Below are 26501 nucleotides of genomic sequence, written 5' to 3'. Positions count from 1 at the left end.
GTATATCATATTTACAGAAATCTTGCGATTATTTGTACCAGTCTTGCAGGAAGCTGCTTTAGTTCCGTAATATCCAATGTATTCTCAACTCCGTAAAGTTCACGGATTGCTTCTTTATCCTGTCCAATGGCTGCAGCAAGAAACTGGATTCCTTTTCGTCTGAATTCCTGTAACGTATCTTTCATATCATGAGCAGCTTTTTCACCTGTATAATCAGGCATCGCCTTAGGCTGCCCGTCACTGACACTGATAATTAATTTAGTTTTCTGTGGTAATTTAAGCAATCTATCAGCTATAATACGGAGTGCCATACCATCTCTGTTATTGCTGCGGGCCTGAATATTCATCAGCGAATATTTATCATCCGGGTCTTTACTTTCAAAATCTACATAGGAATAAATAGACATTTGTTCCATTTTGGATTTATCCGCCGTGTCTCCATAAATCATTGCCGGAATGCCGCAGCCCGTGCAGAATTCGTATAGAGCGACTGCAGCCTGTTTCGCGGAATCTAAGCGGCCAAAAGCTGACATGGAGGCTGATTCGTCAATTCTAAGAGCAACTGCAAGAGAAGTTTCTTCCTGAGGCGGACGTTTACGGGCAAATACGCGAAAGTCTAGTGAAGCTATCTGATCTGCACAGAATTTTGTTCCATAGAGCTGGGATTTTACAAATTCACTGGTAACTTCATGTTCTAAGAGTGGGTTTGTCTTACGGATCAGTTCCCGAATGACCGGCAATAAATCGGCAGTTATTTTATTATACGCTTCCCTGTCCTTAGGTGAAGCTTCCGGCCGATGAACAATAAGCTTACTTGCTTCATGGCAGCTTCCTTTCACACTTTGCCTGGCTTCTTTGTTTAATTGTTTTCGAAACTCTTGTTTTTGATCTTTGGTAACTGGCTTATCAAACTCATGATATAGAGGGGTACCATTTTCTCCATTATCATTGCTTGTAGTATCTGTACTATCATTACTGCACGTATCTGTTTGCCCCTCACTATCTGCTGATTTTCTGATTCGAACTGCTTTATTATCCCCTTGCTTTGATTCTGCATAATATTCTCCATCTTCGGAAATAGCAAGTTCCAATACTTCATCATTTTCTTCATTTAAAAACAATGGATGGATGGTTTTTAATTCTTTCATTTTTTCTATGAATCCATGACTTACCAGTGCCTGCTCTAAAATGGCAAGCTCCTGTGGATCCGTTGTGATTTTATAAAGCACCTTATAATACAAAGTACTTTGGATGGAGGCCCCACTAGCAACTGCATCCACCCAAAAGAGATAGGAGCGCATCCCTGCTGCACCTTTTATTGCATTAGCCCTGGCTGTTTCATCGAGCAGAATAATCGTATCGGCTAAAAGAGAAAGTATCTTGTCAGATTGATATCCCGTCTTAACTTTTGCCCGGTCCATCATAACTTCTTTTGGAGGTAAGTCCAGTTTCTCCGCATGCTGCACCCGGTCACGCAACGCTTCATTTAAAGGACGGCATCCATTGTAGCCCCGGTTTGTTGTAATTACAGCAATAAAATCCGGATGCCTATGCACGATACGGGTTGGCAGGTTTAGGCAGCCATCCGGTTCCAGTGCGGAATTCAAAGCCATTAATACTGCTGCATCCCGTATCACAGTTGGCTCCTGAATCTCTAACAGCCATCCATTTTCATAGGCACGGACAATTTCTGATGGATAATAACAATATTCAACTGTATCGGATTTCTTACTTTCCGACATTACCGGAAGAATCGAACCCAGCACATCTGATTTATCCATATCAGCGAAACAGGTTACTTTTGTATATGGCAGGTTAAAATCGGCAGACAGGGCTTTGGCAATCTGGGTTTTCCCAGAGCCTGCATCACCCTCCAGCAAAATGGTACTGATTTTCATTTCACTTTGATTCCAATTTCTAACCACTTCTTTAAATATACGTTTTTCTGCTTCACTATCAATGTGTGAAGGTGGTTTTTGCCAGACAATGGACTGTTCTTCCTTTGTTAACTGTCTGGCAGGTGACAAAATACAAGTCTTTCTCATCTTACTATAACTCCAATTCTTCTAATATGCGGCTAAGTACCCGTCTACGCTCACCAATTATTTCTCCTAAATCATTCAGGCTTTGTGCAAATGTTTTTATGTCTTCATTGATATTGGGATTATCGATGCATACTTCTATCGGTAATACCCCGCCTTGTACTCCAACTCTCTCGACTGTAGGCTTTTGCGGGTCATATAAAAGTGGATAACGATATGCCTCCTTAAAATAAAGTAAGGTTCTAGTCAAAAAAATGGTAAGATCAAAAACTTGATGAATCGGTAACTCCTGTGCCAAAACCAATTCATCCTCCTTATTCACGTTCCAAATCTGGACAGCAATCTGCCCATTTTTATTTTCTTCCTGCACAGGTGAACCTAAGGTTAATTGTTTCACGTCAGATTGATAAGCATTTCTGCCGTCTATACGATCATAATTATCTGATATAACAACTATTCTTTTCTTCATCGCCATAACCTCTTTGCCTTTTTATCAAAAATAAGACACTGTTCTATTAGACTTTCTAATTTTGATGATTGATCCTCTTTGGGGTCATCATACTCTAATACTTTAACTACTGAGAGTTCAAAACCTTCTATTCCATAGATATTCCATAGTCCCTGTAACTGTTTATTTGGATAACTGTTCGTCGACAGTTTGAAATTTGTGCTGTTAAAGCTCGCTTTGGTATCTTTCGAAACACCTAAGAATACCTCGCCGGTTGCTTTACAGCGGTAAGAAATCACACCCATTTCCGGATGTCTGTTTTTATAATTTTCCAATAGCTCTATTTTTCTTTTTATATCCATTATTTTTCACCTCGAACTTAGTATATACTAATGTAATTTAAAAAATAATCCACGCTCCGTAGACACAACCCTTCTGCCCTTAGGGTAAAAAAATCACCCAAACCACATTGCCTGTGAATTGAGTGACCGTTATCTCATTTTTTTCTTCCTGCACCGCCGCCCCGGCTGCTGCCTCCGCCGCCGGTTGATCTGCCAGCTCCCGAGGAATGACCTGTTGACGCACTGCTTCTACTGCTGCCGGAAGATCTGCCGGCTCCACCACCACGGCTGGAACCACCTCCAAAAGAACTGCTGCCGGAAGATCTGCCGCCTCCACCACTATGGCTGGTGCCACCTCCAGAAGAACTACTGCCGGAAGTTCTGCCGGCTCCGGAACCGCTGCCCCAGGAACTTCCTCCGGAAGATCTGCGTCCTGCCCCGCCCTGACTGGCACTGGAGGAACTTCCTCCGAAGAAACCACTTCTTTGTATGGGTTGCGGTTCCCTATTATCATAATCCACCGACGGCCGGCCATAATGTCCCCAATAGCCCTCTGGACCATAGAGCCTGATATGTCTTGCGCTATAGGGATTAAAAGGTACCCCATACCTCCTCTGATAATGCTTCCTGCGTCTTCCCCTGACAAATAAAAGGGCTAGTATTATCATAACTAAATATACTTTCCAGTTGTCTTCCCCAGAATTTTGATCCGACTGGATATCCTGCTTATTACTATTTTCCTTATCCCCGATTACAGCGCTGTTATCCTTTTTGTCCTGTACTTTCATATTAGCCTGTAATAGTTTATAAAATCGGTCAGCCGTATTCATGGCACCCTGGCTGTACTTTTTTTCGGCAAACTGTGGTTCCAGTGTATTATCCAGAATGTCCCGCAATACATCCTCCGTTGCAAAAACTTCCGCCTCTGCCCCTGGAAGTACCCAGTAATTATCATCTTCCTTATATAAAACCAGCAAAACATCCTTACTGCCGGCATTAATATCCGAAAAGGTGTTAAACGCATCCTCCTGGAAACTCAGCCCCTCTTTGCAATAATCTTTTGTAGCTACATAGACTCCTGCACCGTATAATTGATTAATTTCATTACTTTTACCATTAATATAGGTTTCTGCTTTTTTACTCAGGATACCGGCTTTGTCATAGGTATACTGAATCGCTGCCTCTGAGGAGGCATCTTTTGTTTCTTCCTTTTCCCCTGTTTCGGCAGCTTCGTCATTTCCTAAAAGCCACTGTCCGCCTAACTCCTGTATAAATGCTCCGTAGACTTTTTCCGCTCCTGCACTGTAATCCTTTGCCGCAAAATCCGGTTCCAGGTATTCGTTTAAAATACCGGATATTTTTCCGCTGGTCAGGCTGTCTTCCAAACCTTCACCCTGCATGGCCCAGTAGTCATCATCTCCAACGGATAGGAGAATAAGAAGTCCATTGTTTTTCTCTTTGGAGCCGATACCCCATTTATTAAAGAGCTTATAGGCATAGTCTTCTAATGAAACACCATTAGTAAAATCAACCGTTACCAGTACGACCTGCGTACCGTTCTTTTCATCTAACAACTTCCCGTATTCAATGATTTCTTCTTCTACTTTTTTATCTATAACACCTGCAAAATCGTTGACATACAATGCATCCGTGGGTTTTGGCAGCTTCTCCGCCGCCTGGCTTTTAAGGGGTATTACTCCAACCATTAGTAATAATAGTATTACTTTAAATAATTTCTTCATCCTGTCCCTCCGCTATTCATACAATTCCAATGGTTTGACCATAGTCAGCTTTCCAAACAGCTTTGCCGGAAAGACTTCTAAAATACGATTAAACTCCCGGGCTTTCCCGTTATAAGAACTATGGGACAGAATTAATTCTCTGGAATTTACATTTACAAGAAAACTCTCTATGTAATACCGGTCCCGTTCACTTAGTTCCATTGCCTTTATATCCTGGTATAAAACCATGGCGGCTGCCACTAATTGTTCTCTTGCTTTATATTTTGATCCCGGACCGTTTGATTCTGCCAATAATTCCCTTTTACTTAAAATATCCGTTATTCTCTCATCTTCTTTATCGATATATCTGCCCGCCACAATCGTAAGATTATAACATTCATCCGATATATATTCCAAATCACTGTTAATGCCCTTGCCGTCTGACTTTTCCCCGTTATAAAAAACTTCCAGGACTTCGTTTCTCAATACCATCAGGGAATGATGGGAACCGTACATACTGGATAATATAACAAGAACGGCAGTTATGACAACGGCAGTTTTTTTAATTTTCAGAACTTTCATTTTTACCTCCCGACAAACACTTACCTTTTCCATTCTTCTAAATATTGATCCTGTTTCAGCATTGTCTCCATAACTTCCATATCGATGGAGATTTCCGTCGTTTTATCTTTATATAAACCATCCAATATATTATGAAAGGACTCCGTTAGTTTTACCATAAAGCTTTCAATTTTTGAAATACTAAAAGCAAGGTTTTTCCCTGCCTGTCCGCCAGCTTCAAATTCCTTATAAGCGTTCAGGATTTTTATCGCAGCGGGTAAATAATAATCAAAGAACTGACTGGCCTTTGAGGCTTTATTCGGCTCGTTCCTCACCTGATCTATAATTTTAGCCGACACCGCTTCCAATTGCTTAACCTGTTCTGCCATACTAGGATTGCTTATATTCTGACCTAGAAATTTTAACCAGTTAAGATTTTTCACCGCTGACTCAAGCATATCATCCAATTCCTTGTCACCGGTATCAATATATCCCAGACCTTTCTTTTTGTCCTTCATTGAAATTACATAAGTGCCAATAAAAAATACAATACCGGATACAATTGCAGCGATAAGGAAATCCGGAACACGGTATAAGGGAAAAAGGAGGGAATAGGTCAGCCAGACCAGACCGATAAGGTATATGGGAATAACAGATTTTGTTTTAAATTGATGCAAAAGCTACACCCCTTTGTAGAATATTTTTTTCATTTTATTACATTATAGCAATTTATACCTATTTTCACAAGTTAATTCAGGAATACTAATCCTGCTTTAACCCAATTTTAATATCCTTCTTATGGCATAGTAAAGGCCGTAAGTCGATATTTTAACCGGACTCACAGCCATTTTTTATATTGCAATATCATATGATTATCTATGGTCAATTCCTACCTGAGCAGATTCATTGATTAAACGATTTCTTCTGTCTCTGCCAATCCTCAGGAGTACAAGTTATTATCTTCCTATCCTATAACTGCTCCAACATCTGTGCCGGATTCTTTTCTGCCTTCACATTACCAAAGGCTTTTACAATGATCCCTTCTTCATCAATTAAGTATGTGGTTCGAACCACACCCATGCTGACTTTACCGTAATTCTTTTTTTCCTGCCATACATCATATGCCTGAATACAAGCAAGTTCTGTATCAGAAAGCAAGGTAAATGGGAGCCCATACTTTTCCTCGAACTTTTTATGAGATGCCACACTATCCTTACTTACCCCAAGGACTACCGCTCCCTTTTGCTGAAACTGAGGATATAACTCGCCAAAGTTGCAAGCCTGCTTGGTACAGCCCGGAGTATTGTCCCTGGGATAGAAATATAAAATAACCTTCCTGCCCTTGTACTCCTCTAACTTGTGGATCTGTCCATTCTGATCCGGCAATGAAAATGATGGTGCCTTCGTTCCTGTTTCTAACATGATCTGACCTCCTGGTTCTTATGTTAATTATTCTTTTGTTAATTATTCTTTTGCTAATTCTTCTCTTGTTAATTCTTCTTTCTAATTCTACTTTTGCTAATTCTTCTTTTATTCTGCTTTTATCATATTCTTTTCACTAATATAACCTCAATCAATTCCTGCATTTCTATATAACAATGCCTTCACAGTGATCGATTTCATGTTGTATAATCTGTGCAATCCATCCGGAATATTTCTGGTGCTGTTTCTTAAAATTCAAATCTTGAAAATCCACTTCAATATCCTTATACCTGGTGGTTCTGCGAACTCCAACCAAAGAAAGGCACCCTTCCTCCGTCTCATAAGCACCGAACTTCTTTACAATCACTGGATTAATCATAGTGATATAAGCAAAACCCATACTCACTACTATGATTCTCTTCTTTACGCCAATCATATTAGCAGCCATTCCCACACAGCCTGCTTCATTGGCTTTTAAAGTATCAAGTAAATCCTCAGCCACTTGCTTGTCTGCTTTTGTAGCCGGTTCTGACTTCTGATTCAGAAAAAATATGTCCTTCATAACTGGTCTTACCATTACATACCTTCTTTCATTTGTTCCAAATAGTTGTATATCAGGGCATTCTTCTCTCATAATACAACTCTTTAACTTCCAGCATTTCTTAGCATTTAATTCACAAATTCTTTCGGTTAAAATCAATGATTAGGGAAACGAAAAAGCAGTTTTGGTTTACCAGTGAACTGCCCCTTCGTTTACCCTATTTTTGTTTTGACCTGATTGAACAAGGTGTGCGTCCCTTAGCCAGTATCAATGGACTTTCAATCTTTGTTCTATTCCTTTATAATAACATAGTTTATCAAGTTTTCCAAAGACTTTCTTTTTCTGTAACTGTTTTTAGCACGACAATAAGCCTATAGGAAAGAACCTTAATTCTTCCCCCCATACCCTTTATACGTAGCATAAACTTCATCTGCATATAGATTTGCCAGAATAGGACGGCCATAAGAATCTGTAGCTCCCGGATACCAGTAATCTCCTCCATTATAATGCAATAAACCATTATAGATGTTGCCGAATTTACCAATCTTTTCATTTAATATCAGTGCACCTAAACATACTTGATCTTGTTCACTGCTGTGATTATAAGTACGGCCAAAGGTAGAGCTGAATTGAGATAGATATGCGTTACGTGTATTTGGTTCTACCTGCATTAATCCGTCACCGGCTGATGGGCTGCCTGGTAAGCCTGCTCCAAAGCTGCTTTCCTTTTTGATAACAGCACACAGCAATAATGCAAAATCTCCGCCTTTACCAAATTTATTATCTACGTTCATTGTATAAGTCCATATGTTGCTTGGAACTTCGGAAGGCTTTGTTACAGAAGTATTTGGTGAACCGATATAAATCTTAACCGATGACATTTTGTCATTGACCGTATCGCCGACCCAGGAAGAACTTGAAGTATAGGTCCATTTTGTTCCTCCAAAATTATCATTCTGATATACTTCAACTGTCCAGCCACTTGGAACCTTGAGTGAGGACATCCAGTCATTGGGAATTCCTTTTGCATTCAGCTGGGATAGTGTGTAATTACCTACTGGAAGAGTTATTGCAGTTCCACCATAGTTAATGTCTGCGTAGAATGTCACTCCATTTGCTGCCGGTGGCGGTGTAGTTCCACCGCTGCCTTTGTTCCATAAAGCAGGAACATTGGATGGTTCCCAGCCTACGAGAGAAGTATGTGCCTGAATACAAGTGTAAGTACTTCCACTATATGTTACTGTATCATTTACCGCATATGCTGTATTGGGAGCCCAGGCTCCTCTGGCGGCTGCGCTCGCTGGAATGGATATGCAAAATGCGGACAGGAATAAAGCTATGACTACCATAAGTGACAGGGCTTTAACAGATAACCTTTTATTCGTCATTTTCAGACCTCCTTGGATTTTCTTTTTGAGTGGCTCACTCCTAATAGGAGCCACCGTTTTAACGTTCTTTTACAGTACCTCAAAGTAAGCGGGGTTCTCTCACAGATTATTGTACTCTTGTCAGATACCATTTCTGGGCATCCGTACCATTATCGGTCCATTGCTGTACTTTTGCACCATCTGCTGTAGAGGAATTATCCACATCCATTACTAAACCGGTCGCTTTTGATACCACTTTGTAATATCCGTTTCCTACATCCACTAGTTTCCACCGTTGCGCATCATTTCCATTGTCATAGCACTGTTGAAGCTGCAGACCTACCGTTGCTTCTCCATATGGTACATCAAGACATTTTCCGCTGTGTACGGCCGTTAACTTATAATACCCGCCTCCCATGTCGTTAATGTAAAACTTCTGGTTATCGGCATTTTTATAGGTCCATTGATGCATCTTTGCTCCGTCGCTCGTGGAAACCTCCGACACGTCCAGCACCTTCCCGCTGCACTTGGCAGCCAGGGTGTACATTCCTCCGCTTACTATGGGTGTTGAAGAAGTCTGACCTTGGTATACCCTAACATAATCCACAAGCATTTGTGAGGGGAATGGTGTCGAGTTATTCGGGCTGCCTGGCCAATTTCCTCCAACTGCAAGATTTAATAGAATAAAAAATGGCTTCTGAAATTCCTCTGTTCCGCCTGTATTGTTCTGTATATAAAATTCATTGAAGATAGTTCCGTCCACAAACCATCTAATATAACTGGAATCCCATTCAACGGTATAGACATGGTACTGAGAGAAATCAAGCGCTCCGGAGACCTTTCCGTAATCCGCCTGCCCGTTAGACTCCCAATGTACAGTTCCGTTAACGTAAGAATTACTGTTGACACGTTCCATTATATCGAGTTCACCGCATTTCGGCCAGCCTACCGAGGTTATATTACTGCCTAGCATCCAGAATGCAGGCCAGAGTCCCTGACCGGTAGGCAGCTTAATCCTTGCTTCTACCTTACCGTAAGTAAAACTGTAATGACCCTGGGTTTTGATTCTTGCGGAGGTATAATTCATTCCACCATAAGCTTCTTTCCGGGCTGTAATGACTAGATTTCCGCCGGATACTGAAAGATTTTCGCTTCGGTTGGTATAGTATTGCAGCTCGTTATTACCCCAGCCTGAGTCGCCTGTCCCTGTTTCTGCCGTCCAATTGGAGGTATTTAAGGTGCTATTGTTAAACTCGTCGCTCCAAACTAAGTTCCAGTTGGTTGCAGCTTGTGCTTTATCCGCATCTGCAAAAGGGAGCATTGAAATAGCAAGGACCAATGCCAATAGTATACTACTTAACACTTTTATTTTTTTTAACATAATTGTATCTCCTTTCATTTTGATTATTTTTTGGTAATTGTGAAATTATTTAGTTTTCTGAATCTACCATACAAATTAATACGAATTTCATAGCTTCAGTTGCTCTTTGGGCAAGATTCAGCTCTGAAATTGTATTAATTGCATGGTAGATAGATACAATAATAGAGTTTCTCAATTGCCTATGATTCTTTACCAGCCTACTCTAATAATTAGTCCCAACGGATCTCCTACCTCCAGATACGATGCCTGGCCATTCACATCATCATAACAGAAGCCGTAAGCCAGCCCATCGATACTGTGATTGTGCCAGAATTTTGCATAATAATTAGCAGGAGCAGCCCCATAATACTTTGCCTGGTTGTTCCAATCCGCAGTATTCCCATAGACATGTCTGTTCAATGCGGCGCAAACGGCTGCATCACTGGCTCCTCCGATTCCCAGTAGTATATCTCTGGTTGATATATTCGAGTAACCTGAAAAATAGTTGGCATAAGCGCCTCCTGTGTTAAACGGCCCGCTGATTGGGCAAACAATACGGTAAGGTGCCTGCAGGGTTCCTAAAGACTTAAACTCGACAGGTACTTCATTCTGGTATTTGGAAAAAAGTCCTGCACGGGTCTCGGATTCTAATTCTCCTACCGTTCTGTCATAGTTGCCGGACTTATTTACCAGCCTGTGCTGGACGGGAAATCCGAACTGATCCACTCTGGTGGTATTGCCGTGGTATCCGCTGTCATCTACCGTAAATTCCACAAAATCAAAATACACATCCCTGTTAGGATCCGTAGGATTGTTTATATCCGGACCTGCAAAGCCGTCATTATAGGTTTTAATGTAGCAGGTTGATCCAACACTTAAGAACATCCTGCCAGATCTTATCTTCGGAAGATTCACCCAGGAGGTTTCACTTACTTTGTGGTAAATATTCGCATAATTTATCCCGTTCTTGGTCAGATGTCCCGGGGCGTCATTTAAGCTTTGGGAAATAGGAATCAGATTACCGGATAAATCCAGATAACTCCATGCTCCGTTAACCGGATTTATTCCGATAACTCCCCAGTAGATGTTACTGTCCGTATATGCACCGCCGGTTCCGTTCATAACCTTGACACTGACTCCCCCTCCTGAAGGATTTGGTATGGTGGAAGCGGCTATGGAATAAATGGAACCCTGTGTTGTTCCTCCTGAACCAGATACCAGCGTAAATAACCACCTCTGGGCATCTGTTCCGTTATCCGTGTATTGCTGTACCACCGCACCGTCTGTCGTCTGGGAACTCCGGATATCCATAGCCAATCCGCTGACCTTGGAGACTATTTTGTAATAACCTCCTCCTGCATCCACAATACTCCAGCGCTGTGCACTGGTACCGTTGTCCGTCCATTGCTGCAGCTGGACACTGTTGCTGGTAGAACTATTTGGTACATCCAGAACCAATCCGCTGTGCATTGCAGTAATCTTATAATATCCGTCTGATTGTTTCTCTACCTTAAACTGCTGGTTGGTTGTTTCATAATTGGTCCATTGTTGTAATTTGGCACCGGCAGCGGTGGATTTATCAGCAATATCCAGTACTTTTCCGCTGACTTTGCACGTAATCTTATAAATTCCTCCGTTTTTTAACCCGGCTGCTTGTCCTGTATATGTAAAAGTAGATGTGTCATAAGCCGGGGTGCCATTGTTATAGGTAAAGAAATATTCAATTACAGAGTCTGCTGCCGATTGGATGCTTTGTTCATATCTGGCCGTTCCGGAATTATAGGACATTCTTAGGTTTTCCTGTGCACCGGAGTTCACTTTGTAATGGACATCAACCCAGGTGGTGTTTAGGTTGGATTTAAACCATATAATCCCATTACTGCCGGATATTTCTACACCCTGAGTGTAATCTGCCGCTAAAACTTTCACAGAGAACAGTATTGATAACATCAATACCAGGCCCAAACTGCACTTAAGTAATTTCTTTGTCATAGCTATCCCTTCCTTTCTTGTTATTATGACTACTTATAATGTCTTCTTATTCAGTCTTATTTTATATCTTCTTATGTTGTCTTCTTCTGCGGTTTTCTTATGCCTTCTTCTTATTCTGTCTTCTTATGCCGTCTTCTTCTGCTGTCTTTTTCTGCTGTCTTTTTCTGCTGTCTTCTTATACTGCTTAATTCTGCTGTCTTCTTATACTGTTTAATTCTGCTGTCTTCTTAACTGTTTACTTCTGCAGTCTTCTTATTCCGTCTTCAAGCAACATCAATTGTATTGCATTTGACATATACGTTTTATTCTATTAACCCCTCCCCTCCTAGACAGTGTGTAGAAAAGAACAGAAAAATTTTCCTACAATCTCACTTTCCCATCATTTGGTATATATTGTAAATGTCTAGACTTGTGATTTTATGATTATTTTTGGCATGTTTTTAATTCCGGTTCATTTCCTGATTCCTGATAACCAATCTGTCTGAGAGCTTTTAGGACATAAATAGACCGCTTACCTTCAAAAGCTTGAAAATAAGCGGTTTGTACGACTTTATATAATTAGATCATACCAATACTCCTCTATACCTGGAATTGAGTAAATTCTACTATAACCCGCATCAATAAGTAGCTGTGCTGCAACAGAACTTTTATATCCCTTTTGACAATAAAGAATTACCGGCGTATCCTTTCTTTCACAGACCGAATATGGGTTATTTGATATATCTAGTAACGGTATACATATGCTGTCTTTTATATGCCCTAGGTTGTATTCCTCCTTCGTCCGTACATCAATCAGCTTTGCATTACTTTCATTACGCAGCAACTCCCATGCTTTTTCGGGGGACAGCTTTTTGCTTTGCACTTTATTTTCCATTATCTGAGGAATACGTTGCTCCGGGTCAAGCATCCTCGCTAAGATTGCGGAAGCTTCCTCACGGGTTATGCACCCCTTTACATCAAATACATTATTGTCACGTCCGAGCATGATACCTTTTACATACACCTGCGCTATATGCATAACACAGCTATGGCAGGAATATAAGTCTTTCAGATTTTCTGCTGCCGACCATTCGTATTCATCTTTTTCTCTGAATTCTGTTAAAAGAGCTTCATGTACGATTCTAGCCGCGGACCGACGTTCAATTGGTTTACTCGTATTTGACATATCATAGTCTTCTATTATGCCCATTTGCAAAGCATACTCCATATATCCTGATGACCAGGTATCTCCCGTTTCCTCCAAATTGACTTTACTACTTTTTATAATCATTCTTACAAACTCTTCCGTTGTAACCTGATCCTCGGATTGAACTATCATATTTTTCATATTGTTAAACTGCGGTAACTCGTATGGTTACATTGTCATAAGCGTCAATCCCTGTAACCGAGAAGATCTTGGAATCATTTACAGCCTCTTCACCGGTCCATATATTCTTTATTAAGTAACTTTTAGCAGTTCTAAATTTATCTGCATCAATCATTTTATGCCCGACATAATTGATAATACAGTCTACATCAACCGAATACTGATTTGGATCCCGTAAGCCGTTTAGATTGATGAAGGACAATGCAATATCTCCATTCGCCAGAGGTTTTGCTAGAATATCAATTCGGTTGTTATTAGCGACATATGCGGTATCAGGCTTGGTATTATCAATAGAACAGAAGATTCTTTTTGCCTGAACTCCCAGCGTATCCTGATTCAATGCAATGATGTCTTTGTTCGCTATAATCTTATAAAGCTCATCTCCCTTTGTAAGTCTCCTTAGATCCATTCCCAGCATTAGTGGAGAATTCATCATACACCACATAGTCATATGAGTTTTGCTCATCGTATTTGTGATTCCGTTCATGCCGATTACAAGCATATCCGGATCATTCCAGCCTTTATCAAGTCCTGCGAACTCATCCATAATAACTGCTTTGTTATACTGAGAAGTTATACTTGCTGTATTGTTTGAACTCCATTCAGCTAAGCCCGGATTACCGTCAGAACCGACACAAAAGGTTATATCATTAAGAATACGCCACGAATCACCAACCTTATATCCCCAGTTTTGCGGCTGTGTTTTTCCCCATTCACAGATAGAGAATACGATATCATGATTGGGGTCTGCCTTGTTTAAACCATCTAGTAAAGCAGCATAGGAATTAAGAGTATTTTCCTGTCTTCTGTGATTCATAATACGTATGATATTTTCTCCTTTTTCTAAAGATACTATTATTTCCTGCGAATCTGTAAAATCAGTAGTGCTCTTCGTTAATGGAAGCAAATTATCAAAATATCTGGTTTCATTCTCTGCGTGTCCTACAGCAAGCTGAAGCCAACGCCCCGTCCCAACCTCCTCACCACTTGCGTAATTGACGGTTATCGTATATTCTCCTGAAACAGGCGCAGCCACAGTAAACCCAAGCTCACACCAGCGGTCGCCTACAGGTGTTGTGCCCACATTCGTTCCATCGAACGTACCGATATTGGATATATAGTTATCATTGTTTTTTGTTGCACCCTGGCCTAGCAGAATTCCATCCTCAAGGGCATTTAAAGTTATTTTTAATTTATCTCCGGAGACTGTTATGCTTCTGAGATTCGGAGCATAGGTATATTTTGCATTGGCTAAATCCGAGAATGTTGCATTATCCCAAAGGTAATAACAGTTATCAACCTTTAGAAAGTCAACACCCCAATCAATATATGCACTTGTATCGACATCCTCAAAGCCACAGGTTCCTACCGCAGAGCCTGCACAAAGATTGGTTCCAATATCATTATACATACCAAATTTAAGCCCCTTGCTATGTATATAATCAGATAAGGCCTTAAACCCCTTCGGAAATTTCAAAGTTTCATTCGATAGTAATCCATCTACACGTTCAGACTTATAACAGCCATCATCGAGTACAATATATTCATATCCCAACTCTGCAAGCTCCAAATTAACAATTGCATCAGCCATTGCTTTCGTTAGAACCTCGTTGTTCTTACTGCCAAAGGCATTCCAACTGTTCCAGCCCATCCCAGGGAGGCGACCCTGCTTTTTATTCAAAAGCACCTTTCCATTTGAAAAAGCAGGAAACATATAATCAGGGTCCTTAATTTCGTCAGGTTCTGTCCTTGATGTAGTCTTTACTTTTATAGGGTTATTTTCTGCATTAACTTTCATGTATTTATTCACACGAAATCCTCCTTAAACTTGTACTTTTTGATATGATAAAACAAATTAATATGTAATTAAATAGGTTTATATTGAGTGATTATGGGATAATGTGATATTATGAATACAGGAGTTGATACAATGAAATTATATTATGCAAAAAGTCCCTTAATGTCATGTGATATCTATCCCATGCAATACGGGGAACAACAATGCGATAACGGATATTCCTTTGGACCCGCAGTACGTAATTTTTATTTAATCCATTACGTCTACAGCGGAAAGGGTGAACTGCATATTAATAATAAAACTTATAAAATTCATGCAGGACAGTTTTTCCTTATTTATCCAAAACAAACAGCATATTATAAAGCGGATGACAATAATCCGTGGCTGTATCGATGGATTGAATTTGACGGGAGCTTTTCGGAAAAGCTTATGTCTGTGACTGGCTTCTCACAAGAGAACCATGTGATAAATGATGATAACGGTGTTGGAAGTGCACTTAAGAATATTATAGATTTAGGCTGGACTGACTATGAACTAATTATGATTCATTTTTGGTCATTTATCGCTACCCTTACAAAGGGAAAATTATTAAAGAAAGACGAGAATACGGCAGAAACCTATGTCTCTAATGCAAAAAATTATATAAGAAGTAACATTCATAAACAGATCACAGTATCTGAAATTGCACTTTTTTTAAACATAGACCGCAGTCATCTAACACGTATCTTTAAAAATATCTGTGGTATAAGCACGCAGCAGTTTATTATTACTCTTAAAATGGATATTGCTTCACAATCTCTTAAAAAAAGCAGTATGACGATTAAAGAAGTTGCATGCAGTGTCGGATATGATAATCAGATGGAATTTACGAAGCTGTTTAAAAAACACTTTCAAACAACACCAACACAGTGGAGAGAAAAAGATGGTTTTGAGCAGTCTGTGAATCATTATGAGCCGAAACAATGACTTTGCTCATTATCTATTCAAACGTTTGGGTTTTTTCAATGCTGTCTGTATTGACCAGCACATAAAGTACCCTCTAAACTTTACGGGTTTGGAGGGGTACTTTAAAAACCGGTGTGCATCCCATTGAAATTAGCTCGCTCCAATAAGCAAAGCCAAATATCCCCATTCCCATATTAAGCTATTAAAACTATTTTCCAGATATTCACGAATATCTTCTTGGTCATATCCCATCATTCGTGATATAACAATGATATAATTACGAACCACTGTATAAGACAGTTTTTCTTGTTCACCAAGTAACCAACTTAGAAAGATTGCATGCCGCATCATCGTATATTCCATAGCAATCCACTGAATCATAACAACCATACTTTCTAAATCAGATTCTGGCAACAGACTATTTGAGAAAATTTCTGCAACCAGGTAATTGCGAAATAACTGTTCAAAAGTAGAAAACTGCTGTTCAAATTTCTGTAAATGAGCCAGCATTTTTCGCCTGTCATAATCTCTCGATAAATTTTCCGCAATTACAGCGATTGGTTCCAGATAACTGGTATATAGTTCTTGCTTTCGATAATTTTCAGCCATATCCAAAAAAAGTTCATTATTTTCTTCAAACGTATCTAAACTTTGGAATTGCAAGTTATCTATAGTATCTGATAATTCTTTTAAAACAGCTTCGTCCTTATATCCGTCTATCCCTTTTTTTAATACAGAATCCTTTTGATGAATATCCAGAAGAATATAAAAAATCATCATCACACTCTTTGATATTGAAAAGTGATGATTTTGCATAATAGTAATCATCATAGTTCGAATCTGCAGCAAAATGTCTCCATCCATCTCAAACATGTTCATCGTAAAACAAATTTTATCCTGCTGATTCATCAAATCCACAACTTCCGGGCAACAAGGCACCAAAGAATATTCCTTTCTATCTGCAAATTCGTGTAATTGCCGTGGAAAAACTGCACAGGTTTCAGACAAAATTTTATCTCCAAAATTCAATACCAGCTTGCAAAGTTTCTGTTCATTTAAGAAAGGACACTGCTTCTCTTCATTCAATTTAATGATATGTGTACCATCTTTTTGTTTTACATATTGATCTAAATTATTATTGTTTTGCTTTGCGCTTAAGCGGTTCCATTTTAGATAAGTATCCTCATCTACTGCAATTTTCCATTCTTGACAACAAGTAAATGAACACTTATCAGCAATACAAGTAAAAGTGTCATAGTAGTCCGTTTTGATTTCTTTCTTCATAATCATCTCCTTATGTGCTGATTGGGTCATTTTGCATACTTCATATTTCTCAGTGCTTCTGTTAATCCAGTAAATAACTATTTGATTTATTCTGCTTGCTTTATACTTGTTTGCTCATAAATATTTTTTCATATTCCAAGCATAATTTCATCCTCAACTGAAAGCATAGTTTCCCCATAAAATCAAGTTTCGCTGCAAATTTCTGTCAGATTGGCTAAGCCGTCATTGACATTTCAATCCAATTCTTCCGTCCATGCTGTTACCAACTTATTTAATAGGTTTATTAAAGCTACCTGTTCCTCATCAGTAAGGGCATGAAACATATCATGGGACATTTTTTGGCGAGCAATTCCAATCTGCTTGCGCTGTTCACTACTCTTATCTGTGATAAATACGTTGGTAATCCGCTTGTCATTTTTATTTTGTCGGCGTTCAATATATCCACCGCTTTCCAGCTTTAAAAGAAGCTCCGTAAGAGAGGGCTGACGAATTTGTAATTTTTGCGCCAATTCTTTTTGGCTCATGCCGTCTGTTTGTAAAAGTTCCCGCAAAATTCTGCCTTGCCCCTCTGGGACTCCTCCAAGGCTTTGATGAACCTTTTGGCGTCCCCTGGATATAAGGCTAATACATTGTCGAAACAAAGCTGACAAAATCTCAGAATTATCATTATTCATCAGTAAACTCCTTTCTATTTGTTAGGTACCTATGCATATTATATAGGTGCCTATGTTTTTTGTCAATACTTTTAAAATTTATTTATGCTTTTCTTATACAATTAATTTATATCTTAATATTTTGCATACAAAGATCATCCCTTATTTGATAAGTTCAAGCCCATGCACACAATACACTTGACCGGTTCGCACCAAGCACTCAACGGGTGGCATGGATCAGGAACCCCAATCAGCGTTTAAGAAATCCTAAAGCGGCTTTCGGTCACCTTATGAAGCACGGTGTTGTCTATGACCTTCCTTTGACCTCTATAAAAGGGCAAAAAACAAGGCCGAAAAACGCTCTTTTTCGGCCCGATTTTTGCTCAATCTTTACTTCCAAACCATTACACATAATGGTTAATCCACCTCTTTGTCCTCCAAACCACATTTGGTCATCATTATTATCGACTCAACATGGGTTGAAGAGCATAAGTAAGATACCATTTGAACATAGTGAAGCCTTGGCAGTACTGTATTGAAATATTTTCTACTAACTCTTTTGTGACTTTTCTGTTCCTCCGTCAGTAACTTCATCTGACTAATAGCAAGGGCTTTGAGTTTTATAAGCCGATTGCCTTGCGCTCAAATACCGGAGTGTATTCAATTGGTGCATCCACTGATACCGTTATGCCGCCGGTATATTTTTCCCCGGTAGAGGTCAATATCCACTCACCGGCAGGGAGATATACGTCTCTCTTGAATTCATTGAGATGAAGAATCGGCGCTACAAGATATTTTTCACCAAACATATACTGATCCTGAAGTTCCCAACATTTCTCATCTTCCGGAAATTCATAGAACATAGTACGAATCAAAGGTGAGCCATTCCTATGAGCTTCTTCATAAAGTTTTTTGATATAATCATGCATACCAATACGAATATCATAGTATTTCTTCATAATCTTATAATTATCTTCTCCATAACTCCAAAGCTCATTTGGCTGGCCTGTATGAAGGTAGCCGCCACCCCAGTCTCTGTTATCCAGCGGCGGGATGTTGTAAGGACCTCTGTCCCCGTGCATACGCAGTACAGCTGAATAAACAGCGAACTGATACCAACGAATCAGGAGATTTCTGAAATCAGGATCATTAACATCCTCTGTCATAAAACCGCCGATATCTGTGGTCCACCAGGGAATGCCTGCAAGTCCCATATTTAGTCCGCACTGTAACTGGTCTGCAAAGGCCTCAAAAGTACTTGGCACGTCACCGGACCAAACCACATTGCCGTACTTCTGGGAGCCGGCCCAGGCACAACGAAGCAGATTTACAACCGGCTTATTTTCCTTACTCATTTCGTCATAGAATACGCGGCTGTACATCTGGGGATACAAATTACTAATACTAAGTGCCGGTCCATCACAATATCTGTAATTCTCAAAATCATACACACCATAATCCGGTTCAGAGTTATCCAGCCAGAAAGCATCAATGCCAAAGTCGTAATAATTTTTTTTGCACACTTCCCATACATACTTGCGTGTCTCAGGATTGAAAGGGTCTATCTCCACGCAGTCTCCCTGATAATCATAGGTTTGGGCGGCACCACGCTCGGTCTTAATCAAAAGGCCTCTCTCCATCATCGGACCAAAGTTTTCACTCTTGCGATCCACAGAAGGCCATACAGATACGATAACCTTGATTCCCATAGCGTGAAGTTCCTCTACCATAGCCTTCGGATTCGGCCAGTACTGGGTATCGAATTTCCAATCCCCCTGTACTGTCCAATGGAAAAAGTCAATAACAATCTGGTCAATCTTAATGCCTTCCTTCTGATACTGCCTGGCAACTGTCAGAACCTCCTCCTGGGTTCTGTAGCGCAGCTTGCATTGCCAAAGTCCCATCAGATCTTCCGGAAACATATCAGCATGACCGGTAACTGCGGTATAGTTTGCCAGAATCTGCTTCGGTGTATCTGCCACCGTGATCCAGTAATCCATCTCCTTTGTAGATCTTGCAATCCACTCGGTATAGTTCTTACCAAAGGTTACACGGCCAACAGCCGGATTGTTCCAAAGGAAGCCATACCCTAAGGAAGATACAGCAAAAGGAACCGAGATCTGGGAATTACGCTGAGCCAGTTCCAAGACACAGCCCTTTAAGTCCATATCATTTTGTTGATATTGGCCCATACCAAAGATTTTCTCACCTTTATTACTTTCAAATTTTACATTTAAAGAATAATCGGTTCCACCAATGATTCCCTTCCACTGGCGGTTAATCACTTTCAAGCAACGGCTCTCTTTTGAAATGGTTCCATCATACATACGGAAATATTCTCGAAGGAACAACTTGTCATCTTTATAACAGGAAATGATACCAACAAAATTCACCACTACCTTAATATGACCATTGGTAATGGAAGCAATTTCCCTCTGATCAATCGTTCCATCTCCTACCAGGTGATCTTCCTTTTCAATTTTTACACTGCTATCTATCGTCTCAATATTTTCAGTCAATGCCCAATCATTTCCATTAAACTTACCAAGCATGGTGGTACGTATTCTGACAGAATCCTTACCCCAAGCTTCAATTCGCCCCATTTCGCCATTATGGTAAAATACCAAGGCTCCATTGTCATCTAAAAATTTCATAGTACATCCTCCTTTTATCAATTGATTTTTGGATTACAATGATATAATACTCTATAGAAGATTATAATACTTATAGAATACTATTTATTTATGATACTATTCTATGATTTAGTTACCTTCCATTTTTATTTAAGTAAATTTTCGTTAATACCATTCAGATTACATTGTAAAATAAAATATTTGCCAAATCGGTAAGCACAATATTATAGTTCAGAGAAATATAATGGCAATCCCAGATTTTTCTAATAAAGGATGACCTTGGAGGCTATAACCTCAATAACTGGCTGTAAAAAATATATCATATTTTTTACAGCTATTTGTCAGTTTTTAAAAGATATTTTCTTGTTTTTATAAATAATATATCGAATTCGTTACTTAAAATCAGTTTTCGTTAACAAATTTTTACTTTACACAGAAAAATTTTGGCAGTACTATTATGGAGCAAATTTGAAATATATGGAATTTGCATTACAATATCACCTTAGCAAATGAGTTAGTATTAAAAAGGAGGACACTATGGTTAAAAATGTAAAAAGAACTTTGATCTCTCTTGCTTTCATGATTGCTATGATAGTAGCTATCATTCCGAAAGCAACCGTAACAGCAGCTTCATCAGATTACTCCCATCTAGTTGGTAATTCTGATGTAAAAAAACCTTCGGTTGGAGGTAATTTACAGGTACTTGATAAAAACGGCATAATGACTTTATGCGGCAAAGACGGAAATCCAATTCAATTAAGAGGTATGAGTACTCATGGGTTACAGTGGTTTCCAGCGGTCATTAATAATAATGCTTTTGCAGCTCTTTCCAAGGACTGGGAGGCAAATGTAATCCGTCTTGCCATGTATGTAGCTGAAGATGGGTATGCAAGCAATCCCTCCGTTAAACAGTCCGTTATAAATGGAATAAACTATGCGATTGCTAATGATCTGTATGTAATTGTAGACTGGCATATGATAAATCCGGGAAATCCAAACAACAGTATCTATTCAGGAGCCCAAAACTTCTTCAATGAAATCTCTGATCTATATCCAAACAATAAAAACATAATTTATGAATTATGCAACGAACCAAATGGTGAAAATGGAGGAGTATCAAATGATGCTGCCGGATGGGCCGAGGTAAAAGCTTATGCAGCTCCTATCATAAAACTCTTAAGAAGCAAAGGAAATGAAAATCTTATCATTGTTGGTTCTCCCTTCTGGAGTCAAAGACCTGATTTGGCAGCAGATAACCCAATTGATGACAAAAACACAATGTATTCCGTTCATTTTTATAGCGGTACCAATCCGGTATCAAATGTTGATACCAATAGAAATAATGCGATGAGTAATGTAAGATATGCACTGGAACACGGGGTTGGAGTATTTGCTACAGAATGGGGAACCAGCCTTGCAACGGGTACTACTGGACCATATTTAGCAAAAGCGGATGCATGGTTGGATTTCCTTAATGCAAACAACATAAGCTGGTGTAATTTTTCACTGTGCAACAAGAACGAAGTAGCCTCTGCACTAAATAGTTCCACCAGTTTTGATCCTGGTTATGATAACGTATGGTCACAGAGTGAATTAACCACCTCCGGTCAATATGTACGGGCTCGTATTAAAGGAATATATTATGCCACTCCAGATGATCCCATGCCAAATAAACCTCAACCACCAATAGATTTTTCTTCCGGTTTCTGGGATTTTAATGATGGAACCACGCAAGGATTTGGTATTAATGCAGATAGCCCGATTACTTCCATTATGATACAAAACGCAAATAATGCATTAGAACTTCGCGGACTGAATACCTATGGCAGCAATGATCTATCGGAAAATAACTTTTGGGCAAATACCCGGCTTTCCGCTGATGTCTGGGGTCAGTCCATTAATATATATGGTGATACAAAACTTACAATGGATGTTATATCACCCTCACCAACCAATGTTTCGATAGCTGCTATTCCCCAAAGTACCAGTAATGGATGGGCAAATCCGACAAGAGCGGTACGTGTCAGTGCTAATAATTTCATAGCACAGTCAGATGGTACCTATAAAGCAGCCTTGACGATTACGCTTGACGATAGTCCCAATTTCAAATCCATATCTGCTGATTCCAATGATAGTATCGTAACAAATATGATATTATTTGTTGGTGCAAGCTCGGATGACATTTCTTTAGATAATATAAAGTTCACAAAATAAATTAAGCGGAACCCATTTTACAATTGAAGAAAGAGCCGACAACTGTGATTATACTCACAATTACCGGCTCTTAGGAATTTTTAAGCAACAATGCTGCCGTCAGTCAGACAGCAGCTAGTGTATGGTGGGAAAATGGTACGTTCTAATAAAGCCTTTATATCGTAGGTTATTACAGTAAATACTCAATACATATATCTCCCACGTAAACTGCTTTCCCAGAAATACTAATTTGCCAATAGATCAATTGATTTTTTGGGTTACAATGATATAATACTCTATAGATGATTACATTTATCTAAAATACTCGATATTTTTGATACTATTCTATGATTTAAGTTGAAGTATCGCAGGCAAGCCTGCGATATGCACGGGCTATGTTTGAATGTTCCCTTCAAACTACTTATTATAGCAGTATCGCAGGCAAGCCTGCGATATGCACGGGGTATGTTTGAACGTTCCTTTCAAACTACTTAGTTATAGCAGTATCGCAGGCAAGCCTGCGATATGCACGGGCTATGTTTGAACGTTCCTTTCAAACTACTTATTATAGCAGTATCGCAGGCAAGCCTGCGATATGCACGGGGTATAAATATGAAATATACAATTGCTGCATCTCAAGGTAATAAAGAACAGCGACAGCACAGCTCCTCACTGGTTCCCTATAGTATTTATGATTGCCATATACCAGATTTATTTCCTAACGTACCCATGCACTGGCACAACGAATTTGAAATTGATTATGTTGTGCTGGGAAAGGGCGAATTTATCTGCGGAGACGAACGCTTCCCTGTAAACCCCGGGGATATAGTTATGATTTCTCCCAATATGCTCCATGCCGCCTATCCTTCTTCCAACATAAATCTGCATTATATTGCCTTTGTATTTCACGCCAGTATGCTTGGGCTTGAAAGCAATGATCGCAGCAGTACCCAGTGCATACGACCGCTAATCACTGGACAACTGCGTGTAAATATGAAATATGACTTAAGCCACCCGGATTATTCGGTTATCCGTTCCCTGACAGAGACGCTCATAAGCTGTGCAAACAAAAGTAATCCTTATGACGATCTTTTACTAAAAAGTAATCTATTGCAGCTTTTCTGGTATTTTGAAAAAAAAGGAAATCAATCATCCTCCAGGGACGGTGATATCAGTTATTCTTCCCTAATCCGTCCGGCTCTGGAGTATATGACTTATTACTATATGGATTCCATTACGATTAATGAGCTTGCAGCTCGATGCGCCATCAGTTCAAGTCACTTCATGAACTCCTTTAAGAAAGCTGTTGGCTGCAGTGCAATTGAATTTCTGACCCACCTTAGGATTAAAGCTGCCTGCACAGCGCTGACAGAAACAGAAGATGACATATCAACAATCTCCTATAACTGTGGCTTTAACAATCTGTCTAATTTTAATAAGCAGTTTAAGCAACTTACAGGATGTTCGCCTCGGGAATACCGAAAACGATGAAATTCCTCGCTCCACCTGTCACAGTAAAGTAAGGAATTCATTCAAAGTATACTCATAAATTCACTTTATAAAAACACAAGCGCATAAAATCAGGCTTTCCTCTCTGGCAGACAGACCGTCTTCGCATGACTTGAACGTTCAAAAAAGATGCCCACCAAACCTAATACTCTCTTAGCTCTGCAGTTTTGCTTATTCATATCCAAATAGTACTTGACGCAAAAAGGATAAATGTCTGCCTATAATCCTTGCTATAAACCCTACCAGAACTGCCGCCACTATTGTACCTTCTCGAACACCATAAAGGCGTTTTGCAAAGCAAAAGGATAATATCCCTGCTGCCACCGTCATCGTAATATCAAAAACAACCTTTGTAATACCAAATTCTGTTTTCCATTGAAATACAATCGCCCTTACAAAGGCTTCTCCCGGCAGCATAACAACATCCGCAAGGATTTCCATATACACGCCGATTCCAAGAATTATACAGCCTGCCAAAAGGCATAAAATCTTAGCAACGTACCATTCCGGTTGAACAGATTTAAATAATGCTATACATATATCAATAAAATACCCAAATACAATCGATACCGGTATCTGCAGTATATGCTCCAACTTAAAATTATTCTTTAATATCAACAGCTGCAGTAATATCAAAAACAAGCTAAAAAATATAGTAAAATTACCCAGTGTAAAAGGTAAATTCAAACTCAACACATACGGTATGGATGAAATCGGCGATGTCCCCATATCTGCCTTTGTTATCAGGCTGACTCCCAGCGAGTTAATGAAAATCCCTATAATAAATATGACGTATCTCCTAATCTTTCCCACAATCATTTATCCTTTCATCCTTGATAAATAACATCTTTTTCTTTTGTATGATCTTCTCAAAAATTTCTTCGCCCAATCAATCGCTATCGGAGCTTTTCTAGCGCGAAACAATTATATATTAGTTTTTTTATGCCTATAATTTGCATCATAAAAACTTCCATTTCTGATACTATCGGTCATCCCTTTATAAGGTGCTTCGTTAATAACATCATCATTATCAATGCCAGCAGATCCGATATATGTAATTACCGCGAATTCCGGAACAAGATACTTTGGATAGGTAGCGTATTTCTCTCTTGCTTCTAGCATTGTATCTATATGTTCATTCTGATATGTGACTGTAATTTCCGGATGGTCGTGTACCCATTTAGGGAAGAAAATCACACCATGCAGTTTTCTTTCATTTGGCATAAAATCTAACGCTACATCGGTACCAGTAGGTTCTGTCCAAGTAATTTTAAATACACCGTCTGTTAGTTTTACAATATTTGCCTCTTGATCAGTAACCCAACGTCCGGCAACCATTCCTCCATGGATTCTGTAATCTACAGTATGTTCATTCTTTGCATACCATTCATATTCCCAACCATTATCATAAGTATAAATAAAATGTGTTCCAATAAAATCTGATAAATCTTTAAAAATTTTTTCTGACATTAATTTTCCTCCAAACTATGAAATAATAAACATGTAATTAATTACATATTAAAATGTTCGTATTTATGCTATACTATATCTTATAAAATGTCAACTATATTTTTGGAGGAGTAACATGGCACAAAAAAACTTATTAAAGTACATTATTTTAGGTTTGCTAGAAAACGAAAAAAAAACGGGTTATGATCTAAAAAAATTATTCGAAACAGAAATCGGTGAATTTTGGTCTGCAAAGCATAGTCAAATATATCTAGAACTAAAGCGCTTGGAAGAACAGGGATATATTTCTTCTGAAACTGGTTTATTTGGTAATAAGATTGAAAAGACATATTATACCGTTACAGATAAAGGTAGAAAAGTACTAAATAAATGGGAGGTAACCCCTACTGGAGAACTCCCAATAAATAAGGATGAGTTTATTCTTAAACTATATTTTATTCATGATAAAAATGACAAACGAATTTTGGAAATGCTGGTCGAGCAGTATAGATTACATGATTCAAAATTATCACATTTACAAGAGCGAATGTATCTACTATTCAAAGATGAAATATCGCGTTCTAAAAACTATGGTCATTTTTTAATACTAGACCTTGCCATTCGAAGAGAACAAGAATATATTAACTGGATAAAACGAGTGTGTGAAGAAAAGTCTATAAATACTGATCTTCTATAATAATAGTCTGAAGTTCAGGCTGCCAATGCACTTTTTTCTTCTGGTGTTACATTATGATTCAGCTCCTTTCTCGGGTAAAAAGGCGTTGCCTTTTATGTAATGACAGCGCCTTTACGTTCTTTAATTCAGTCGTATTGTTGTTTTCCCCACATTTATTGATAATGCTCGCAAGCCCTGGA

General features: G+C 39.1%; 22 protein-coding genes. 4 read left to right on the top strand and 18 right to left on the bottom strand.

Annotation, left to right across the window (positions count from 1 at the left end; translation table 11 throughout):
* Positions 1-11 precede the first annotated feature (11 nt).
* From QA584_RS07205 to QA584_RS07145, 13 genes are all read right to left on the bottom strand, one after another.
* Complete coding sequence (locus QA584_RS07205; protein ID WP_278273836.1) at positions 12-2045, bottom strand: AAA family ATPase; 2034 nt, start codon at positions 2043-2045, stop codon at positions 12-14.
* A gap of 4 nt (positions 2046-2049) precedes the next feature.
* Positions 2050-2511: a DUF6530 family protein gene (locus QA584_RS07200; RefSeq protein WP_278273835.1), complete on the bottom strand. Its 462-nt coding sequence runs from the start codon at positions 2509-2511 to the stop codon at positions 2050-2052.
* On the bottom strand, positions 2508-2852 hold the full coding sequence (locus QA584_RS07195; protein WP_278273834.1) for a GIY-YIG nuclease family protein: 345 nt from the start codon (positions 2850-2852) through the stop codon (positions 2508-2510). The genes QA584_RS07200 and QA584_RS07195 overlap by 4 nt, the downstream gene beginning before the upstream one ends.
* A gap of 134 nt (positions 2853-2986) precedes the next feature.
* Entirely contained in the window at positions 2987-4573 is a 1587-nt protein-coding gene (locus QA584_RS07190; RefSeq protein WP_278273833.1) for a TPM domain-containing protein, read from the bottom strand.
* Between the two features lie 12 nt (positions 4574-4585).
* Complete coding sequence (locus QA584_RS07185; RefSeq protein ID WP_278273832.1) at positions 4586-5134, bottom strand: hypothetical protein; 549 nt, start codon at positions 5132-5134, stop codon at positions 4586-4588.
* A gap of 20 nt (positions 5135-5154) precedes the next feature.
* On the bottom strand, positions 5155-5790 hold the full coding sequence (locus tag QA584_RS07180) for a 5-bromo-4-chloroindolyl phosphate hydrolysis family protein (RefSeq protein ID WP_278273831.1): 636 nt from the start codon (positions 5788-5790) through the stop codon (positions 5155-5157).
* Between the two features lie 292 nt (positions 5791-6082).
* Positions 6083-6535 carry a thioredoxin-dependent thiol peroxidase gene (bcp, locus tag QA584_RS07175; protein WP_278273830.1) on the bottom strand — a complete coding sequence of 151 codons (453 nt, stop codon included), beginning with the start codon at positions 6533-6535 and terminating at the stop codon, positions 6083-6085.
* A 166-nt stretch (positions 6536-6701) separates the two neighbouring features.
* Positions 6702-7112, bottom strand: a complete 411-nt coding sequence (locus QA584_RS07170) for a peptide deformylase (protein ID WP_278275122.1) — start codon at positions 7110-7112, stop codon at positions 6702-6704.
* 350 nt (positions 7113-7462) lie between these two features.
* Positions 7463-8464 carry a carbohydrate-binding protein gene (locus QA584_RS07165; RefSeq protein ID WP_278273829.1) on the bottom strand — a complete coding sequence of 334 codons (1002 nt, stop codon included), beginning with the start codon at positions 8462-8464 and terminating at the stop codon, positions 7463-7465.
* 106 nt (positions 8465-8570) lie between these two features.
* On the bottom strand, positions 8571-9824 hold the full coding sequence (locus QA584_RS07160; RefSeq protein ID WP_278273828.1) for an RICIN domain-containing protein: 1254 nt from the start codon (positions 9822-9824) through the stop codon (positions 8571-8573).
* Positions 9825-10013: 189 nt separating this feature from the next.
* A complete protein-coding gene (locus QA584_RS07155) occupies positions 10014-11795 on the bottom strand; it encodes an RICIN domain-containing protein (protein ID WP_278273827.1) in 1782 nt (593 codons plus the stop codon).
* A gap of 550 nt (positions 11796-12345) precedes the next feature.
* Positions 12346-13122, bottom strand: coding sequence for a rhodanese-like domain-containing protein (locus tag QA584_RS07150; protein ID WP_278273826.1), 777 nt, complete (start codon positions 13120-13122; stop codon positions 12346-12348).
* Positions 13123-13126: 4 nt separating this feature from the next.
* Positions 13127-14971, bottom strand: coding sequence for an alpha-galactosidase (locus QA584_RS07145; RefSeq protein ID WP_278273825.1), 1845 nt, complete (start codon positions 14969-14971; stop codon positions 13127-13129).
* 120 nt (positions 14972-15091) lie between these two features.
* On the opposite strand from QA584_RS07145, the gene QA584_RS07140 reads away from it, so the two are divergent.
* Positions 15092-15925, top strand: coding sequence for an AraC family transcriptional regulator (locus QA584_RS07140; RefSeq protein WP_278273824.1), 834 nt, complete (start codon positions 15092-15094; stop codon positions 15923-15925).
* A 129-nt stretch (positions 15926-16054) separates the two neighbouring features.
* On the opposite strand, the gene fliB is transcribed toward QA584_RS07140, so the two are convergent.
* The 3 genes from fliB to QA584_RS07125 all read right to left on the bottom strand — a co-directional run bounded on the left by fliB (position 16055) and on the right by QA584_RS07125 (position 20495).
* Complete coding sequence (gene fliB / locus QA584_RS07135) at positions 16055-17188, bottom strand: flagellin lysine-N-methylase (RefSeq protein WP_278273823.1); 1134 nt, start codon at positions 17186-17188, stop codon at positions 16055-16057.
* 233 nt (positions 17189-17421) lie between these two features.
* Positions 17422-17862: a MarR family winged helix-turn-helix transcriptional regulator gene (locus QA584_RS07130; protein WP_278273822.1), complete on the bottom strand. Its 441-nt coding sequence runs from the start codon at positions 17860-17862 to the stop codon at positions 17422-17424.
* Between the two features lie 599 nt (positions 17863-18461).
* Positions 18462-20495: a glycoside hydrolase family 31 protein gene (locus QA584_RS07125; protein WP_278273821.1), complete on the bottom strand. Its 2034-nt coding sequence runs from the start codon at positions 20493-20495 to the stop codon at positions 18462-18464.
* 516 nt (positions 20496-21011) lie between these two features.
* On the opposite strand from QA584_RS07125, the gene QA584_RS07120 reads away from it, so the two are divergent.
* Positions 21012-22688, top strand: a complete 1677-nt coding sequence (locus QA584_RS07120) for a cellulase family glycosylhydrolase (protein ID WP_278273820.1) — start codon at positions 21012-21014, stop codon at positions 22686-22688.
* A gap of 591 nt (positions 22689-23279) precedes the next feature.
* Entirely contained in the window at positions 23280-24158 is an 879-nt protein-coding gene (locus tag QA584_RS07115) for an AraC family transcriptional regulator (RefSeq protein ID WP_278273819.1), read from the top strand.
* 189 nt (positions 24159-24347) lie between these two features.
* Here the strand turns inward: QA584_RS07115 and QA584_RS07110 are convergent, their stop codons facing one another.
* Positions 24348-24989: a YczE/YyaS/YitT family protein gene (locus QA584_RS07110; protein WP_278273818.1), complete on the bottom strand. Its 642-nt coding sequence runs from the start codon at positions 24987-24989 to the stop codon at positions 24348-24350.
* A gap of 111 nt (positions 24990-25100) precedes the next feature.
* Positions 25101-25646, bottom strand: coding sequence for a phenolic acid decarboxylase (locus QA584_RS07105; protein WP_278273817.1), 546 nt, complete (start codon positions 25644-25646; stop codon positions 25101-25103).
* Between the two features lie 115 nt (positions 25647-25761).
* Between QA584_RS07105 and QA584_RS07100 the strand changes: the two genes are divergently transcribed.
* Positions 25762-26322, top strand: coding sequence for a PadR family transcriptional regulator (locus QA584_RS07100; protein WP_278273816.1), 561 nt, complete (start codon positions 25762-25764; stop codon positions 26320-26322).
* Positions 26323-26501 lie beyond the last annotated feature (179 nt).

This window comes from Anaerocolumna sp. AGMB13025 (genome assembly GCF_029689925.1).
Classification (GTDB): Bacteria; Bacillota; Clostridia; order Lachnospirales; family Lachnospiraceae; genus Anaerocolumna.
Note: the sequence above shows the minus strand (reverse complement) of the source record. Positions and strands in the feature narration are given on the sequence as shown.

Bases quoted from the DNA above. Each gene is read 5' to 3' on its own strand.
- QA584_RS07140 (WP_278273824.1), top strand. From the start codon at position 15,092: ATGAAATTATATTATGCAAAAAGTCCCTTAATGTCATGTGATATCTAT.
- QA584_RS07115 (WP_278273819.1), top strand. From the start codon at position 23,280: ATGAAATATACAATTGCTGCATCTCAAGGTAATAAAGAACAGCGACAG.
- QA584_RS07120 (WP_278273820.1), top strand. From the start codon at position 21,012: ATGGTTAAAAATGTAAAAAGAACTTTGATCTCTCTTGCTTTCATGATT.
- QA584_RS07185 (WP_278273832.1), bottom strand. From the start codon at position 5,134: ATGAAAGTTCTGAAAATTAAAAAAACTGCCGTTGTCATAACTGCCGTT.
- QA584_RS07150 (WP_278273826.1), bottom strand. From the start codon at position 13,122: ATGAAAAATATGATAGTTCAATCCGAGGATCAGGTTACAACGGAAGAG.
- QA584_RS07195 (WP_278273834.1), bottom strand. From the start codon at position 2,852: ATGGATATAAAAAGAAAAATAGAGCTATTGGAAAATTATAAAAACAGA.
- QA584_RS07205 (WP_278273836.1), bottom strand. From the start codon at position 2,045: ATGAGAAAGACTTGTATTTTGTCACCTGCCAGACAGTTAACAAAGGAA.
- QA584_RS07155 (WP_278273827.1), bottom strand. From the start codon at position 11,795: ATGACAAAGAAATTACTTAAGTGCAGTTTGGGCCTGGTATTGATGTTA.
- QA584_RS07125 (WP_278273821.1), bottom strand. From the start codon at position 20,495: ATGAAATTTTTAGATGACAATGGAGCCTTGGTATTTTACCATAATGGC.
- QA584_RS07190 (WP_278273833.1), bottom strand. From the start codon at position 4,573: ATGAAGAAATTATTTAAAGTAATACTATTATTACTAATGGTTGGAGTA.
- QA584_RS07130 (WP_278273822.1), bottom strand. From the start codon at position 17,862: ATGAATAATGATAATTCTGAGATTTTGTCAGCTTTGTTTCGACAATGT.
- QA584_RS07170 (WP_278275122.1), bottom strand. From the start codon at position 7,112: ATGGTAAGACCAGTTATGAAGGACATATTTTTTCTGAATCAGAAGTCA.
- bcp (WP_278273830.1), bottom strand. From the start codon at position 6,535: ATGTTAGAAACAGGAACGAAGGCACCATCATTTTCATTGCCGGATCAG.
- QA584_RS07105 (WP_278273817.1), bottom strand. From the start codon at position 25,646: ATGTCAGAAAAAATTTTTAAAGATTTATCAGATTTTATTGGAACACAT.
- fliB (WP_278273823.1), bottom strand. From the start codon at position 17,188: ATGAAGAAAGAAATCAAAACGGACTACTATGACACTTTTACTTGTATT.
- QA584_RS07200 (WP_278273835.1), bottom strand. From the start codon at position 2,511: ATGAAGAAAAGAATAGTTGTTATATCAGATAATTATGATCGTATAGAC.
- QA584_RS07100 (WP_278273816.1), top strand. From the start codon at position 25,762: ATGGCACAAAAAAACTTATTAAAGTACATTATTTTAGGTTTGCTAGAA.
- QA584_RS07165 (WP_278273829.1), bottom strand. From the start codon at position 8,464: ATGACGAATAAAAGGTTATCTGTTAAAGCCCTGTCACTTATGGTAGTC.
- QA584_RS07160 (WP_278273828.1), bottom strand. From the start codon at position 9,824: ATGTTAAAAAAAATAAAAGTGTTAAGTAGTATACTATTGGCATTGGTC.